Raw genomic sequence first — 17,076 nt, 5'->3', positions numbered from 1 at the left:
ACGCTTTACGTACCCAGTGTTTTCCGATGTTTTCATTACACTAATGTTTTAGTGTATCGCTATTTCAGGACGGGACACATTGTTAAATAAAAAACCCCAAACTTAACGTTTGAGGCTTTTTATAATATGAGTGTAACAATAGATTACTTTAAAGTAAACTCTGAGCTAGACACTAAATCTTTTACATTAAAAACGTTTACAATATAACGTCCTTTTTCAAAATCATTTTTAGAAGTTACAAACTCACAAACATTAAGGCTTGCATTTTCATAATTAAACTTACTAATAATACTGTAGTTTAATGTTTTCTCATCAAAAGTCACTTGTTCGTTTAATCCTAACGTATTATTTTTTGGATCAATTACTTGAACATATAATTCTTCATCACCAGCTTGTACTAAAGCATTTTTTGCAACTGTAAAACAAACTCTAATTTTATCTGCTCTGCTCGCTCTTTCAGTTGGAATTAATTTACCTGATGTTCTTTCAATAACTCCAAATCCTTTTAGACCAACAGTGTTTAAAATAGCGGCATTAGATACAACTTCTGCTAAAGCATTATTTTGTACTAATAAAGAATCTGTGAACACAGTACGCTCTTCTAAACGAACACGAGTACTATCTAAAGAGGTTGCTAAATATGAGTTTTCAACTTTTAACGAATCATTTTGAGCCATCAACACATCCATTTCTTTTTGAAGTGAAGCATATTTTCTTTTATACCTCCATAAGCTTTTCACGTTAGTTTCAGAAATTTTTAAAGAATCAATTAAACCTTGAATACGTCCTCTAGCTTCAACTAAATCAGCATTAGCAACTTCGTTCTCACCAATAGCATCATCATATTGCTTCGCCATAGCGTTTAAATCATTCATTACTAATTGCTTTTCTTCAGTCAATTCAGTCTGTACTTTTTTACTACTATTATACAAATTCATTGTATAAAAACCTGTTGCTAAAAATAAAACTAGCGCTATACCCAATCCTACTTTAAGTCCTGTGTTGCTTTTGTTATCTTCCATAATTACTTGTTTTAATGTTTGTTAAGGTTAATCTAAATTTTGTTTTTAATTATAATTCTTTGTTTTAATGCTATAAATAAATAATGATGTATTTTTAATATTCAAAATTCATTTTATCAATATGGATAAACTAGTTTTATTTAACAAAAATAAATATAATAAAATATTAAACAAACGTTCTGGTGAATCCAAATTTGGCCAACATGTTCAAATATTAACCAGCATTTCTAACATATACGAACAACTTGAAAGTTTGGATGTTACCCATGTTATTTTAGGTTTACCAGAAGATGTTGGTGTATTTGCTAATCATGGAAAAACGGGAACATCAAAGGCTTGGGATGCTACACTTAAAGTTTTGTTAAACATTCAAAGTAATGAATTTACAAAGGCTAGCAAAGTTTTAATATTGGGGCATTTAGATTTTGAAGATGAACAATTAGCTATTTCAAAATTAAACCCATCAAGAAAAAAAGATGTTTTAAAAGCTAGAGAAATAGTTGCAGCTATTGATGCACATGTAACTCATATTGTACATCAAATAGTTTTAACTGGTAAAAAGCCAATCCTAGTTGGTGGCGGACATAATAACGCCTACGGAAATATTAAAGGCGCATCATTAGCCTTAGGTAAACCAATTAATGTTGTCAATTTAGATGCACATTCCGATTTTAGAGATGAAGAAGGGCGTCACAGCGGAAATGGATTTAGTTACGCGTTCGCTGAAGGGTTTTTAGGAAATTACTTTATTTTTGGGTTACACGAAAATTATACTTCTGATAAGGTTTTCAAATTACTTGGTAAATCAAAATCTATCGAACACAACACCTTTGATGCTTTAGAAATCAGAAAAGAACTGAAGTTTAAAAAAGAACTAGAACGAGCATCTGCTTATATTTCTGGTAGCAATTTCGGAATTGAAATAGATTGTGATGCTATTGAAAACATACCTAGCAGTGCAATGACACCAAGTGGCTTTGGCGTTAACAAAACACGGCAATTTCTAAGCTATTTTGCAAAACATAAAAATGTAACATATTTACACATTTGCGAAGCTGCTCCAACTAAAAAAACAGCTATTAAGATTGGAAAACTTATGTCCTATTTAATTACAGATTTCATAAAAGTGTCATAAATAATTTGAATTCATTAGATAAATAATTAATTTTACATAAGCACTTATATAAATACATATATTATGGATGCATTACAAGGTTATGGTGAATTAGGTTTAGGTTCTCGATTAAAAAGAGTAAGTAAATATTTAATGAAAGAGTCTCAATTGGTATACAACCATTTCAATATAGATTTTGACCCATACCTATTCCCTATATTTAAAATAATTTCAAATAAAAAAGGAGTAACAAACTCTGAATTACAAAGCTCACTTAAATTCAGTCAACCTGCTATAACACAATCCATTAACAAGCTTAATGATAAAGGATTGATTGTTTACAAAAATGATAAACTTGACAAAAGAAAAAAAATTATTATTCTATCGAGCAAAGGAAAAGAAACTTTAGAAAAGCTAAAGCCTATATGGAAAAGTATTGATGAAGTTATAAAGGATTATACCTTAGAGAGGTCTTCATCTTTAATTGAGCATCTAAATATTTTAGAAGCTAAACTAAACACTAAAAGCTTCAGTGAAACTATAATTAATAATACTAAAACAGAAGCTATTCAAGACGTTGATATTGTTTTATTTAAAGCTGATTATGCAAAATATTTCTATGAATTAAATGTAGAGTGGCTCAAAACTTATTTCTATGTCGAGCCTTATGACGAAGAGGTTTTAAGTCATCCAGAAAAATATATTATCAACAAAGGAGGTCATATATTTTTTACACGATTAAATAAACAAATTGTTGGTACTGTAGCTTTGATGCCTATTGGAGATAATGGTGAATTTGAATTAACTAAAATGGGAGTTTCTCCAAAATATCGTGGAGAAAAAATTGGGCAAAAACTTATGCGATTTTGCATTGATTTTGCTAAAAAAGAAAACATGCCTAAACTCATTATTTATTCTAATAGAAAACTTGAAAACGCTATTTATATCTACAGAAAATATGGTTTTATTGAAATACCCGTAGAACCAAATTGTCCTTACAAACGTTGTGATATTAAGATGGAATTGGTATTTAAATAAATAAAATTAATTCATAAAAAAATGGTTTATGGAAATAAAAGTTAGTAAGAAGATGCAAAATCCTATGACAAGAGAAATGAGGTTTAAACCCATTAACTTATTTTTTTTAATCCTATAATAATCAAAGCTAACTCTTTTAAGGTTCATTATTACAATTAATACTATAATGAACGAAAAGATTAAAACAAAAAGCAATATGTCATTAAAATCACCTATACCATCTTCAAAAAAAACAAAGAATAAAGACCAAATTAAATAATAAAAATAAGAAGATGTTAATACCCAACCTTTAATGTTTTTCATAAAAACACCAATAGTTGGTAGAATCAAAATAATTAATGGGCGAAAGACTTTATGGGTAATTGTTATATCCAAAAGGTTATAATAATTTAAATCTTGTGAATACATTATTTTATTGAGTTCTATTAATTTATTATATCCGTATAATGCAGATAAAATAAAAAGTGATAAAATTAATCCATGAATAATATATACAAACTTAAATTTCATGGTTAGTTCCCTACTGCCTTCAAAGAATCAATCTTCCTTTGCAATCTAACAATTTCTTCAGCTTTTTCATCAACTTGCGGAATCACTTTTAAAGAATCAATAGATTCCTGAACCATGTCTATAGTTTTAGTTTCTTCAACAAAATAATAACCAATTTTTTCGCTAGAACGCCATGCTTCATTGAGTTGGTCGTAAACAGTTTTATCCCATTGACTTGGGTGTTTTACATCAATCCAAACCACATCTCGGTATTCACTATCAACCAGCACTAAATCGGGTGTTGCAGAACCATCAAATTGTTTTGAATCGGTATCACTTATTGAAGATACGGTTCCCATAAAAAACATACGCTTTTTGCCTGCAATATCCTTTATGTATGGTCTAAATTCAACTGGTGTATTGGCTGTCCAATCGTATTCTTTTCTCGATTCTTTTACTTTTAAAGGCATTGCCGAAACACCAGCATAACCTTGTTTTTTAGCAGCATGATTATAATAATATAACTTATCAGTACCATCAGCAGGAACAAAAACACTAAAGCTTAAACTAGTACGCTCATCTCCTACCGGCTCTAGACCAAACCAATGGTATAAGCCACTAAAAGCACCTGTTTCTGTACCTGAAAAATCAAAATCTGTAACATAAGGTTGTTGATTCTGGTCTTTTGGCATTTCAGGGATTTTTACAGCAGTTTCCATGTTCCAAGGTAATGGGTCACTAAACCCACCTAAGAATTTTAAGGACTCTGCTTGTAATCTTGATACTTTTTCAGCTAAAGTATTTTGTCTTGTTAAATACTCATGGTTTTTCATATTCTCAGGACTAACATAAGTTCCTTTTCCTATTAAGATACGCTCTATATAATCATTAAAATCATGTTCACCATTATCAATAATCATAACACCTCCAAAGGTTGGGTATGGAAATAAAAAACCTTTCCATTTTATTAAACTCACTACTTGAACCCATTGTCCTGAATCGTTTTTCATATAATACGTGTCACTTGGTTCCATTGTGAATAGTTGGAAAAAATTGAAACGCTGTACTACAGCATTATAAGTGTTTCTACTAAATTTTAAGGATTCACCAATTGAAAACGTCACAGGAATTCTATTTTCGCTTGAAAACCTTGGAAAAGGCGTTGTGCTTGATACAGCAAAAACTTCTTCTGTATTATCAGTCATACCTTGCCACATATACTTTTCTGTTGGTTGAATGGCCATGGTCCATTTATTTTCATCACCTATTCTCACTAAATGTGGAAGGGAAACATCTTTAGTCTCTCCTACACTTTCATTAGCCATAGAAAACACATTTCTTAAAGGCTGAATACGTTCGTTTTGTGTTAGCGGTAATTCATTTATTTCTACTCGGTTTAAGTGGTTGAATACATTATACGTTTTCATGTAATCATACATTTTAAAGTGCCAACCAACCACGTAGAGTAATCCGAAGAAAACTACTAATAAAGCCAACATGCTTAATCTACCGCCAGTGGTTGCAGATTTTCTAAATTTCCTTAAACCTAAAAACAACACAATTCCACTAAGTAGAATGACAAAAATAAATTTTCTAACAAATAATAATGCTGGTTGATAATCATCTCGCAAAACGAATAATGCTATAAGCAGAATCAAAACAGTAATTATTATTATTGCTTTTTGCTTCTTTCCTTTATTCCAGTATGTTTTTATCATAATTTTTGTCATTCCTGCGTAGGCAGGAATCTTTTTAATTTAACTTATTCTTTTAAATGGATTCCTGCCTTCGCAGGAATGACAGTTTCTACATTAAGCCTTTGTCCTTTAATCGCTCTCTTGCACTCTTTTCCTCTACTTTTGGTTTTTCATTAATTTCTTCAACAACTTCTTCTGCATCTTTCGTTTTTAAGTCTTCTATAAAGTCTTTTCCCTTTTCAATAGTATCTTGAACCATATCTTCAATGGAGTCGCTTTTTTCTTCGATGACTTCACTAGATTTAAAAATAAAATTTGCTAAATAAGTTCCAGCTATGGTTCCAACAATCATAGAAGCAAAAATGGATATAGTCGCAATATCAATAGGAATTAAAAAACGTGTTACTACTATTCCGATTAAAAACAGAAACCCAATAAAAACCAATCGTAATAAAAATGTTTGCTGATATACAAAACCTGTTTTGTCTTCAGGTTTCATTTGAAGTTCTTTCGAATTTATAATTTTATTAAAAAACCTATAAAGTCCGTTTCCTTTGGATTCTCTCCAATATAAAAAGATTCCAAAAAGTATAGCGCCAATAAATACAATGAGTTCTAGTGTCATAGTCTTAAGTTTGAAGTATGAAGTTGGAAGCTTGAAGTTGCTTACTCATTTACATAATTATTTTTTTAATGTTTTATTTTGTTTCTAAATGCTATTGTCATATTCATAATATCAAAACAATCTTTATAGTATTTCAGAAAATCTTCTTGCTCTAAATAATTTCTTCTTTTAGCTTTATGCAAGCAAGTAACCACTTCTGCAATAGAACGGATTGAATAACCCAAGAATTTTCTATACTCCAAGCCTGTTTGCAAAATGGAACCTTCTGATATATTTAAAGCTATTGAATCTGCTGCTCTTTTTAACTGAGAAGATAAATTATAAAGTTCATCCTTAGGAAACGAACGAGATAGTGTGTGCATATCTTCTCCTAAATCCATACCTTTTTGCCAAATAATTAAATCTTCAAACTTAAATTTCATATTCTATTTTTCTTTCTAAAGATAGAAGACTTCTAACTTATTCATTCTAATGCTTCAAACTACAAACTTCCCACTTCAAACTCTTTAAATATTGTTACTAATCGTTTCTATTGCCCATTCCTTAAACGAATCATCCCAAGTTTTAAAACTGTTATAAAACGCTTCTTTATCATACCAATACCAATATAAAACGTCTTTTTCTGAAATATTAACAAGTAACTTCCAGATTAGATCTTGATGTTTAGCATCTAATGAAGAATGCGGTTGATGTAAGGCCTCAAAAAGTTTTTCATCAACAATATCAGCTATTTTAAATTGATTGCTCGTTTCTAATTTTTCTAGATAGCGCTCAACACTCATAACTTTTTTTCTAGCTTTAATATCTAGTTTATTTAAATAACTTTTAAACAAAATTGGGTCATTCAAAATATCTTTTATTGGATGTTGAGACTTTTTAAGATGCTGAGCCATTTCAAATTTCTTGATACGCTGATAGCGTTTGGTTTCAACTACTTTTTCTAAATCATACTCAATAATAACATGGTCTCTGAGTTTATCCATAAGCTCAGGCTGCTCAATATGATATATCAACACATCATGGTTTGTATCTTTTATAGCTTCTTTATGCCAAGTTTCATCTTCAAAAACGATTATGGGTTTTATAAAATCTCGTAATACATAAACACCTCCAAAAGCTCTTGTATAAAATGAATCTGTTGCAAATTGTAATTGGTGCAAGTCCAAATCACGTTCACGTAAATCTCCATAAGCCTTTGCTGAAGCTAAAAGCTCTTGATGCAAATTTTCATCTATAAAATTATTACCAGTATTGAATCTTTCTACAAGCTGTAATTGCTCTTTTTGAATATACCATAATCTATCAATCAAGTGAAAGTTGATGGTTATCTTATCATATTTCAAAACATCCAGCGGCTCATAAAACGCATCAACGCCTTGATTGAAATCCAAACAAATTGCACAATCTCTTGTGATATCTTTAATTTTTTCACCATGAATTTTAAAGACAAATTTCATGATATCCCTATCAAACGTATGAAACGGCAAATACACAGGTTTCCCTTTTTGAAGTGGCGAAATTATAATGCCATGTGGATTTGCTTCTCCGTTATTTAGATAACTATTATCGTCTTTTTCTTCAGCTATTTCAGGACTCCACCCCATACCATCAATATGAAAAGTCTTGAGTTTAGTTTCTGTAAAACCAAGTTTAACCAAGCATTTGTTATAACGCTCTACAAGTTTCCCGCTAACGGGAATAAGTTCACTTCTATATAATTTGGCTTGTTTTAATTTGTCCATTTAATCTAATAACTTATGAATTATAGCATACTGCAACAATACAATGGTTCTTGTATCTACAATTTCTCCATTATTCAACATTTTAATAGCTTCTTTAAAAGGAATTTCCAATACCTCAATATCTTCACCTTCATTATCTAAACCACCACCTTCATTCACTTTCATACCATCTGTATATTCACCAATAAAAAAATGCATTTTCTCAGTCATCACTCCAGGAGAAGAATAGGCTTCATAAATCTTTTTTACTGATTTTAAACGATATCCAACTTCTTCTTCAGTTTCTCTAATTATACAAGCTTCAGGGTTATCTTTATCCAACATGCCTGCGGCAACTTCAACCAACATACCATCTTTATTATCATTCAAATAGGTTGGCATTCTAAATTGCTTTGTTAAAATTACAGTTTGTTTTTCCTTATTATAAAGAAGAATTCCTGCACCATCTCCTCTATCATAAACCTCACGCATTTGGTTTACCCATTTTCCATTAGGCATCAAATAATCAAAATTGACTCTATTGAGAATATAATAGTTGTCTGAAAGCAGCTTCTTATTTATATTTTTAATCTGCTTATTTTTCATTACCAAACGTTTTTCTTGCTTCAGTTTCAATATGCAACTGATTTACTCTAGCATCTACTTTTCGTTTAAAATCAGTATCAGCAATAGTTGCTACATTATCTAAATAACGCACGACTTCTTGTCTTCTAATCTCAGAAAAATCTAAGCCTTTCATATTGCCTCGCATCAATTCTTGAAGCATATTAAACTTAGTATCATAATCTTGTTTAAAATAGATTTCTGGATTTTCGAACCAATCTTCTTCCAAATCAAAATCGGTTAATCGCAATGAAATAGCTGATTGAATATTACGCACATCACGAGATGAAAAGAACGGAAATACTGCTTGCATTTCTTTATACAAGTTTGCATAAAATAAATGTTGATTGGTTTTAAAATGTTTTTCTACACTATCATAAACCTTATGAACACGAGCTTCAGTAGGTTTATCAACATTACTCAAAATATCTCCCATATTTTTTGCTAACCCTTGATCTTGCAGATAACTATAATTTTCTGGTCCTTGCATATTTACAAAATCTGGCATGGTGTCATCTAATTTTCGCCACCATAAATGATCTTGATCTAGGAAATCATGTTCTGTTCTTGCTCCATCAATTTTAAAACGCCCTTGTACACGAGAAATAACTGCTTTATCTAGCATTTCTGGCAAGTTTGTAAATAAACCTATAGAACTATTACCATAGTTAACCGCGTAAGCGCCTTCAGTATATCTTAAAAACACACCAATAACTTCTTTCACGCCAGCCGAAACACCTTGAGCAGTTCGTTCTTGTAAATTATTTTCGGCATCATCAATAGGTGCGAAAATTAATTTTGAAGGGTCTTGCATAGGTTTCATCCACGCTACCATTTTTTCAGCTGAACCACCTTGGAAAGTGGAAATCAAGGTATCTGGCATTGGGTGGAATAAAAACGGAATATCCAACGTATCACAATGCTCCTTTAACCGTGTAGCAATGGCTGCAATTAACATACTTTTTCCTGTTCCCGGAATGCCATAGCCCATAAACACAGGCATAAAACCACCTAACTCTTGAAACGGGTTTTTCTTAGCCGTAAAATCGTAGCTTAACATACGCTCTGTTAAACGTCGTGCAAAATGCTTTGCATCTCGGTTACCCACAATTTGTTCAAACTGTATTTTATTAAATTCTACACTTTTTGCGGTACCTTGAAATACATTATTCCAACCCGAAACTGCAAACTCCGATTTTTCTAACTTATACGTTCTATCTTCAATAGTTTCAGTGTATTCTAAACTACTTTTTCGTAACTGAATTTCATCAATTAAAGCCTCGAAATACACTACCGTGAAATCGATAACATCTTTATCAGACTTTATGATTTCTGGATGATCTAAATACTTGTCATAATAAAATAAACTACAGGAAATACCTTTTATAGGCGACATTAAAGACACTTCAGGAATACCAGCAAATTTCTGTTTCATCACACTTAAATCGTCTGACGCATGCGGTTTTAAATCGTGTAATATTTTATAGGCTTGAGCAAATAACATAAACGCCGTGGCGGTTAGCATTTTGCTTTCAAATTCTCGTTTTCCGTTACTATCTAAAGCCGATTTATTTTCATTTAAACTAGATAATCCTGACGCATCGTAATAACTATCTTTTATCCATATACCTAGTGTAATACCCTCCTGAACCGCGTATAAAGTTTGATTCAAATAAATAGGAAGCGCTACAGAATCTGGCAATAACCTCTTTTTTAAACCTAAAATGGTTTTTGAAACCGAAGTTACACTAACAGAACTGCCATTATTTGCTCTTGACAAGTACAGTAATATCGATTCATCTTTGGCATCTTTATCTCTGTTTTTTGCACGAGATCCTTGCTCCCATTGTATACTTTTAAGGTATGAGGAAGCTTCATCGCGAAGCATATCAAGTTCAGTTAATTTTATAGGAAAAGTTGAGTTGTGTTCCATATTACTTGTTTTTCAGACTTATTTTGTGTGCAGAATTCAATTATTTTAGTTCCAGAAGTTTATCAATGTATCTATATCCTTATCATTACCAACATATATATTTGTCCAAAATATTTCATCATTAATTCTTGCAAAAACTTTGTAATAACCAGAACTTAAATTTTCTAAATTAATAGATAAATTTGTACCTGCGATATCTAAAAAACTTAGTTCTGCTTGTGATGAAATTTCAGAAAAACTATATAAACTAGTATTAAAAATTTTTGAAAAATCTTCGTCTTGAAACTTTTTTAGAGGGTTAGCTTTTACCAGCCATACATCAGAAAAAGCTTCTGCATTACTTCTTACAACAACACTTCCTATAGCTGGATTTGGGTAAACAAAAATTTTATCATCCAATATATTTGGGTTTCCTAATACAATTGAAGGACCAAATTCTGAAGCTCTAGCATACATTCCCGTAACTAAATCAATACGTGTTGACTCGTTATTACTTGTTGTAGAAGTTGCATCATCATCACTTTTACAAGAAACAACTAGAACTAATACAAAAAGAATCTTAATTTTAAATTTCATTTTTTTCTATTTTCAAACCTGCAATTTCAATAGGTGATTTTGCCAGCTCATTCATCATTTCAGGTGTTTTGTTATATAATAATTGAATAATACGATGCGGCGCTAAAACGTATTTTTGTTTAAAAACATCATCCCATTTTTGTAAAACTTGCTTATTAAAAAAGCCCCCATCTTTAAATTCACTTTTCGATTGTACTTCATCTAAGCTAAGAGAAAGCGCATAAGACTCTATAGGGATTTGCTTTTTACTAATACTCTCTAAAATAGTGTGTGTTACTAGGTGCTCATCTTTGGCGAAAACATTATGCAATGGACCTAAATCTATACGTTTTAAAAGTTTTGGAGATATTTTAGGAAGTTTCCTGTCTATAGTGTATGCCAAAGTATCCAAAGACATATCTCTGTCTGCAACCGTTTTTAAAACATTATAAATCTCTTCTCTATAATCAAGTATTTTGTTGCCATCATAATTAAAATACATGAAGCAAATAAATGGACGGTTATGAGACACATCGTAAAAACTCCAACTTGTAACTAAATCTGCTTCCGCATGTTCTGGAGCACTAAGAATTTTACCTTGTACAAAACGATTAAAAATATATTGTTTATTTACAGATGTATAATATACAATCGAAGAAGCTTGAAACAGTTTGCTTTTTTTTACAGGTTCTTTTTTACGTAAAAGCGTATCTAAAAACTCCTCTTTAAGTGTTGCTATAGGCGTTAATCTTTCTAGATATTCATCACGCAATTCTAAATCGTTAAACAGGTAACGGAATTCTAAATAATTTGGAAATCCAGAATCTGTCAAATCCACCTTCATATTATCCTCATCATCATACATGTACTTAACACGCATGGCTTCAACGGAATACAATAACAAATCGCAATATTGCTTAAACAATTGCACCTCAATGTCATTACATATTTTTTCTCTTTGAACGGCTACAATCAATTCTTTAAAAGCAAAATCTACCATTTTATGATAAAAAACGTATTGCGCTTTGGAATCGAGTATAGCTGAATCTAAAGGTGTTACGATGTGGTTTATTGACATTAATTTTCTTTTAACACGAATTTTTATGAATACTTAAAAAGTTTATTCGGGCGTTACCACAAGGGTCGGGCTTTCACTACTCGCTCCCGCCTAAGGTCGGGGAGCTCAAACATGCCGTTCAATCCCTAACGCAGATAGAACCTAGATTAAACTTAAAGTTTTATTTGAAAAAGATTCCCGCCATAGTTTATCTTGAGCGTAGTCGTAAAGCGGGAATAACATATTCTTTAAGACAGTAAATCGTCGTCGTTAGCTTCTGGTTTTGGTTTTCCTTCTGGCTCACCATCATCTCCTGAAGGTTGGTTGGCATCAGCATTGTAATAGTCTTCAAAAATCTCTTTCATATCGATACCATAACGCTCAGCAAAATTCTTTTGGATTTCGCCATCCTTAGCACGAATTTCTTGTAAAGCCTCAGCATAACTACTATAAACGCCTTGCATTACTTTCTCGTGTACTGGAATATTATCCATCATATCTTGACGCGCTTTAGCACTTGCGGTATGCATGGAAGCTAATGTTTCGCCTATATGCTCATCGGTTTTTACGCCTAAGTGCTCTAAAATAGCAGCGAATTCTTGGTCTGTTCTGGCTTTTAATGCTACTACATAACCATCATAATATTTAAGACGCTCTTCTGTATCAGACTTTAACTTAGCACGGTGTGTTTGAAGATTGCTACGTAAAGACGTTAATACTTTAATAGTTAAATTGTGCTTGTGCACGAAGCTATCTTTACTTGCCGCCAATGTCGTGTATGCGTTTTTAAGGCCTTCAAGCTCTTCTACTTTTTGCTCTAAAGCCGTCATTTTACCAATAGCTTCAGAATATTCTGTAGATTGTTTATCGGCAATATCTTCTAATGCTTGACGCGCTTGTTTTAATAACGCATAGTTTTCTTCAAGTTTAGCCTCAACTTCTTTCTTTTTTGCTAATGCTTTGGTGTGATTTTTTGAAGCTTCTACAATAGCATCTTTTAGCTTTTCTTCTACTTCTTTAATCTCAACCTCACGGTTTTTTAAACGGGTAACCGCTGCTTGAGATTTATATGATAATTCGCTTAAAAGTGTTTGTACATCGGCACTTTCTATACGCTCTTGAAACATGGCTTTCGCCTTGTTATCGGCTCCTGTTCTAACTTTTTCAGCTGTTTTTAAAGCATCTTCAGCTTTTTTAATTTTACTTTTACGTCCCCAAAGGTTATTCCACCAAGTATCTGGTTTAGCCTGTGCATCTTCTAATTCAATTTTTGCACGCTCTAATGCTTTTTGTGCATCGTCTATTACCTTTTGCTCGGTAGGATTTAATGCCGAAAATTTTTCGAACATGATACCAACCTCATCTTGATAATCGGTTAAATCTTTAATAGCGTCTAAAAGGGTTGTTCTATCTTTCTCAGCCATGTGTACCACATCATCCAAAGTGGCATTCAATATTTTTTGACGCGATTCTGGATCATCCTCTTGAGATAATTTAGATTTCATAGTGTCAATGGCTTTACCCCAATTAACATCTACTTTCTCTGTTTTTTCATTGGAATTAGTTTCTAATAAATCAAAATCATCAGACATGTATATTTTGTGTTTTAAAGTTGAACAATTTTATGGATAAGCAATTTCGTTAAAAAATCTCAATTTTAAAACGTAAATGAGTATTTACTTTCAAAATTTAATTTCTATTGCTTAATCCTCAAATTATATGTATCTGAAATTAAAGAATTGTTACAGTTAATAAAAAAATTCAGACGTTTTGAAAGAATACATTATATTTGTTTAATACCAAACCTCAAACATGCTATTAAATTACTCTCTTTCTAATTTTAACACCATTGTTTTAATAAATCAATCAGATATAGTAACGATACTTATTATTGTTACCATATTTTTTGGTTTTTTACTATTACTAGGAATTAGAAAATCTTATAAGCTTAAAAAAGAAAATGAACGCATAGAAGCCATGAATAAAAAGATTGCTGAAGATGATGAAGATAAGCCTTATAAAGATTTTACCGATGGGCATATGTATGGAGGAAATTAATTACTTAGTATAATTTAGTGCAAACAGTACAACTTATTTATAATTAAAAAACGCCCACTTTTCAGTGAGCGTCTTAGAAAAATTATCTTACTAATTTTTTATACTTAATTCGTTTAGGCATCAAATCGCCACCTAAACGTTTCTTCTTATTTTCTTCATAATCAGAAAAACTTCCTTCAAAGAAATACACTTGCGAGTCGCCTTCAAAAGCTAAAATATGTGTACAAATTCTATCTAAAAACCAACGATCGTGACTAATTACCACCGCACATCCTGCAAAGTTTTCCAAACCTTCTTCTAATGCTCGTAATGTATTAACATCAAGATCGTTAGTAGGCTCATCTAAAAGCAATACATTACCTTCTTCTTTAAGGGTCATGGCTAAATGCAAACGGTTACGCTCACCACCAGAAAGTAGTTTCACCTTTTTATTTTGTTCTCCTCCTGAAAAATTAAATCGACTTAAATATGCTCTAGAATTTACTTCTTTTCCACCCATCATGACCAATTCTTGCTCATCACTAAAGTTTTGCCAAATGGTTTTCTCTGGGTCTATATTAGAATGTTTTTGATCTACATAAGCTAATTTTGCAGTGTCACCAACAACAAACTCGCCTTTGTCTGGAGTTTCTTCTCCCATTATCATTCTAAAAATAGTAGTTTTACCAGCACCATTTGGGCCAATAATACCAACAATACCCGCTTGTGGCAGGTTAAAGTTTAAATCATCATATAATAATTTATCATCATATCCTTTAGCAACTCCTTTAGCCTCTATCACATTAGTTCCTAAACGCGGTCCGTTAGGAATGTATATTTCAAGTTTTTCATCAAGCTGTTTTTGGTCTTGACTCATTAACTTATCATAATTCTTTAAACGTGCCTTTTGCTTAGTTTGTCGTCCTTTAGCTCCTTGACGCACCCACTCTAACTCACGTTCTAATGTTTTCTGACGTTTAGAAGCTGCCTTACCTTCTTGTGCCATTCGTTTTGATTTTTGGTCTAACCAAGACGAGTAGTTTCCTTTCCATGGAATACCTTCTCCTCTATCCAACTCTAAAATCCAACCCGCTACGTTATCTAAAAAGTATCTATCGTGCGTTACAGCTATTACAGTTCCTTTATATTGCGCTAAATGGTGCTCTAACCAATGTACCGATTCTGCATCTAAATGGTTGGTTGGCTCATCCAATAATAAAACATCTGGCTCTTTTAAAAGCAAACGACACAAAGCTACACGACGTTTTTCACCACCAGAAAGCACACCTATTTTCTTATCGCCATCTGGAGTACGTAACGCATCCATAGCAATTTCTAATTTGGTATCAAGCTCCCAAGCATTTGCAGCATCAATCTGATCTTGCAATTCAGCTTGTCTAGCCATAAGCTTCTCCATCTTATCAGCATCAGAATACACTTCTTCCAAACCAAATTGGTCATTAATTTTGTTGTACTCATCAAGAATAGCTACAGTTTCGGCAGCTCCTTCTCGAACAACCTCCATAACCGTTTTATTATCATCAAGCTGTGGTTCTTGCTCTAAATATCCAACCGAATAATCTTGTAAAAACGTTACATCGCCTTGAAAATTCTTATCTACACCAGCAATAATTTTAAGTAAAGTAGATTTACCAGAACCATTAAGACCTAAAATTCCAATTTTAGCACCATAAAAGAAACTTAAATATATGTTTTTTAAAACTGGTGTATTAGCTCCTTGAAATGTCTTGGTTAACCCAGACATTGAAAATATTACCTTTTTATCGTCGCTCATTTGTTGTTAGTTGTAATTCGTTAAGTTATCAACTTAATTAAACTCTGCCTTTTAAAGCATTGAAAACCCATGCAATAGCAAAAAATCCAATACCTACAGCTGCAAAACCCCAGCCAGCAACATCATCATATCTAAAAGCACCAAGAGCTATTAGTCCTAGCCCCACAAAAATCATAATCCATGTAGCCCACGCTAATACTGTATTTTTATTCATTGCCATAATCTTTTCTTTTATTTTGGTTAGTTGAAAAGCAAATATCGTAGTTTTAAACAAAAAAGCACCCATTTTCGGGTGCTTTTTACTGTTAATTAACTTAAAACTATTTGGGCGTTACCACAATCCCGATAGCTATCGGGAGAGCTTTACGCTCCAAGTCCTCAATCGTACCTCGTTGTGGGCTTTCCACTGCAATCCCTAACGCTCCACTGTTATGTATTTACTCCTATGGTTTACTAAACGGGTAAAAAACCCATTTTACCCATTTGATAATCTCGCATTGCTTCCATTATTTCCGTTTGCGTATTCATCACATAAGGCCCATAAGTAGTAACAGGTTCGTTAATAGGTTCTCCTGAAAGAAACAACAACTTACTGTCCTCATTTCCTATAATAGAAAACCCATCACCATCTTGATTAAATTCAATTAATTGATTCTCATTTATTTTCAAAGATTCTGAATCATTTATTAAAACATCACCTTTCAATAAATAAATAGTAGATTGGTGCAAACTAGGAACTTTAATATCATATTTTGATTCCTTTGTTATGTCAATCATAAAAGCATTTACAGCGGTCTGGGTTTGAATTCTCCCATTAATACTATCCAATTCTCCTGCAATAATTTGAATTTTAACTTTGTCATCTTCTGATGAAACAACATTAAAATCATCGTTAGCAATATGCTGATAATTCGCTTCCATCATTTTCTTTTCCGCTGGTAAATTCAACCATAATTGAATCCCTTCCAAAGTCCCGCCTTTTTGCACAAAGCTTTTAGTTGGGGCTTCAGCATGAATAATGCCTCTACCCGCTGTTGTCCATTGTACATCACCAGCTTTCACTACACTTTCGTTCCCTAGCGAGTCTCTATGCAATTGTTCGCCTTGAATTAAAAAGGTAATTGGTTCGAACCCGCGATGCGGATGTGGCCCTAAATCAAACGGATTATTTTGTTCTGAAATCTCATAAGGCCCATAATGATGCAATAGTATAAATGGATCGATATTATCAATAGTTCGTGTGGGTATGGGTTGCCTTAGTTGAATTGGACCCATATTTACAAAATCACTTCGTCCTACTCTTTTTATTGTATTTAGTTTCATAATATTTACGTTTTTAATATGTTCCATGGAATATATTAATTTAAAT

At 32.2% G+C, this 17,076-nt stretch carries 16 protein-coding genes; 3 read left to right on the top strand and 13 right to left on the bottom strand.

All coding sequences use genetic code 11. The features are described from left to right. Positions 1-143 precede the first annotated feature (143 nt). Positions 144-1,022, bottom strand: a complete 879-nt coding sequence (locus Q0870_RS07500) for a chromosome partitioning protein ParA (RefSeq protein ID WP_298553967.1) — start codon at positions 1,020-1,022, stop codon at positions 144-146. Positions 1,023-1,143: 121 nt separating this feature from the next. Here Q0870_RS07500 and Q0870_RS07495 point away from each other — a divergent pair, with 121 nt between their 5' ends. Beyond that, positions 1,144-2,157 carry a formimidoylglutamase gene (locus Q0870_RS07495; protein WP_298553964.1) on the top strand — a complete coding sequence of 338 codons (1,014 nt, stop codon included), beginning with the start codon at positions 1,144-1,146 and terminating at the stop codon, positions 2,155-2,157. A gap of 63 nt (positions 2,158-2,220) precedes the next feature. Then, on the top strand, positions 2,221-3,174 hold the full coding sequence (locus Q0870_RS07490; RefSeq protein WP_298553961.1) for a bifunctional helix-turn-helix transcriptional regulator/GNAT family N-acetyltransferase: 954 nt from the start codon (positions 2,221-2,223) through the stop codon (positions 3,172-3,174). A gap of 512 nt (positions 3,175-3,686) precedes the next feature. On the opposite strand, the gene Q0870_RS07485 is transcribed toward Q0870_RS07490, so the two are convergent. The 9 genes from Q0870_RS07485 to Q0870_RS07445 form a co-directional block, all read right to left on the bottom strand. Further along, on the bottom strand, positions 3,687-5,381 hold the full coding sequence (locus tag Q0870_RS07485) for a hypothetical protein (protein WP_298553958.1): 1,695 nt from the start codon (positions 5,379-5,381) through the stop codon (positions 3,687-3,689). Positions 5,382-5,469: 88 nt separating this feature from the next. Further along, entirely contained in the window at positions 5,470-5,985 is a 516-nt protein-coding gene (locus Q0870_RS07480) for a hypothetical protein (protein ID WP_298553955.1), read from the bottom strand. A gap of 65 nt (positions 5,986-6,050) precedes the next feature. Further along, positions 6,051-6,407 (bottom strand): four helix bundle protein, encoded by a 357-nt coding sequence (locus Q0870_RS07475; protein ID WP_298553952.1) that lies wholly within the window; start codon positions 6,405-6,407, stop codon positions 6,051-6,053. An 84-nt stretch (positions 6,408-6,491) separates the two neighbouring features. Continuing rightward, entirely contained in the window at positions 6,492-7,727 is a 1,236-nt protein-coding gene (locus Q0870_RS07470; RefSeq protein ID WP_298553949.1) for a DUF6638 family protein, read from the bottom strand. Further along, a complete protein-coding gene (locus tag Q0870_RS07465; protein WP_298553946.1) occupies positions 7,728-8,312 on the bottom strand; it encodes an NUDIX domain-containing protein in 585 nt (194 codons plus the stop codon). It abuts the gene before it with no gap. Continuing rightward, positions 8,302-10,263: an AAA family ATPase gene (locus Q0870_RS07460; protein ID WP_298345766.1), complete on the bottom strand. Its 1,962-nt coding sequence runs from the start codon at positions 10,261-10,263 to the stop codon at positions 8,302-8,304. Before Q0870_RS07460 ends, Q0870_RS07465 begins: the two co-directional genes overlap by 11 nt. 45 nt (positions 10,264-10,308) lie before the next feature. Continuing rightward, a complete protein-coding gene (locus tag Q0870_RS07455) occupies positions 10,309-10,839 on the bottom strand; it encodes a hypothetical protein (RefSeq protein ID WP_298553943.1) in 531 nt (176 codons plus the stop codon). Next, positions 10,829-11,896, bottom strand: coding sequence for a hypothetical protein (locus tag Q0870_RS07450; protein ID WP_298553940.1), 1,068 nt, complete (start codon positions 11,894-11,896; stop codon positions 10,829-10,831). Before Q0870_RS07450 ends, Q0870_RS07455 begins: the two co-directional genes overlap by 11 nt. Positions 11,897-12,123: 227 nt before the next feature. Next, positions 12,124-13,467, bottom strand: coding sequence for a microtubule-binding protein (locus tag Q0870_RS07445; protein WP_298553936.1), 1,344 nt, complete (start codon positions 13,465-13,467; stop codon positions 12,124-12,126). A gap of 220 nt (positions 13,468-13,687) precedes the next feature. On the opposite strand from Q0870_RS07445, the gene Q0870_RS07440 reads away from it, so the two are divergent. Then, a complete protein-coding gene (locus Q0870_RS07440; RefSeq protein ID WP_298553933.1) occupies positions 13,688-13,933 on the top strand; it encodes a hypothetical protein in 246 nt (81 codons plus the stop codon). Between the two features lie 82 nt (positions 13,934-14,015). On the opposite strand, the gene ettA is transcribed toward Q0870_RS07440, so the two are convergent. The 3 genes from ettA to Q0870_RS07425 form a co-directional block, all read right to left on the bottom strand. After that, positions 14,016-15,707 (bottom strand): energy-dependent translational throttle protein EttA, encoded by a 1,692-nt coding sequence (gene ettA, locus Q0870_RS07435; RefSeq protein ID WP_298553930.1) that lies wholly within the window; start codon positions 15,705-15,707, stop codon positions 14,016-14,018. Positions 15,708-15,744: 37 nt separating this feature from the next. Further along, positions 15,745-15,927, bottom strand: a complete 183-nt coding sequence (locus Q0870_RS07430; RefSeq protein ID WP_298553925.1) for a CAL67264 family membrane protein — start codon at positions 15,925-15,927, stop codon at positions 15,745-15,747. Between the two features lie 233 nt (positions 15,928-16,160). Then, positions 16,161-17,030, bottom strand: coding sequence for a pirin family protein (locus Q0870_RS07425; RefSeq protein WP_298553922.1), 870 nt, complete (start codon positions 17,028-17,030; stop codon positions 16,161-16,163). Between the last annotated feature and the right edge of the window lie 46 nt (positions 17,031-17,076).

Source organism: uncultured Algibacter sp., from assembly GCF_947487575.1.
In the GTDB taxonomy this organism is placed as follows: Bacteria; Bacteroidota; Bacteroidia; order Flavobacteriales; family Flavobacteriaceae; genus Algibacter_B.
Note: the sequence above shows the minus strand (reverse complement) of the source record. Positions and strands in the feature narration are given on the sequence as shown.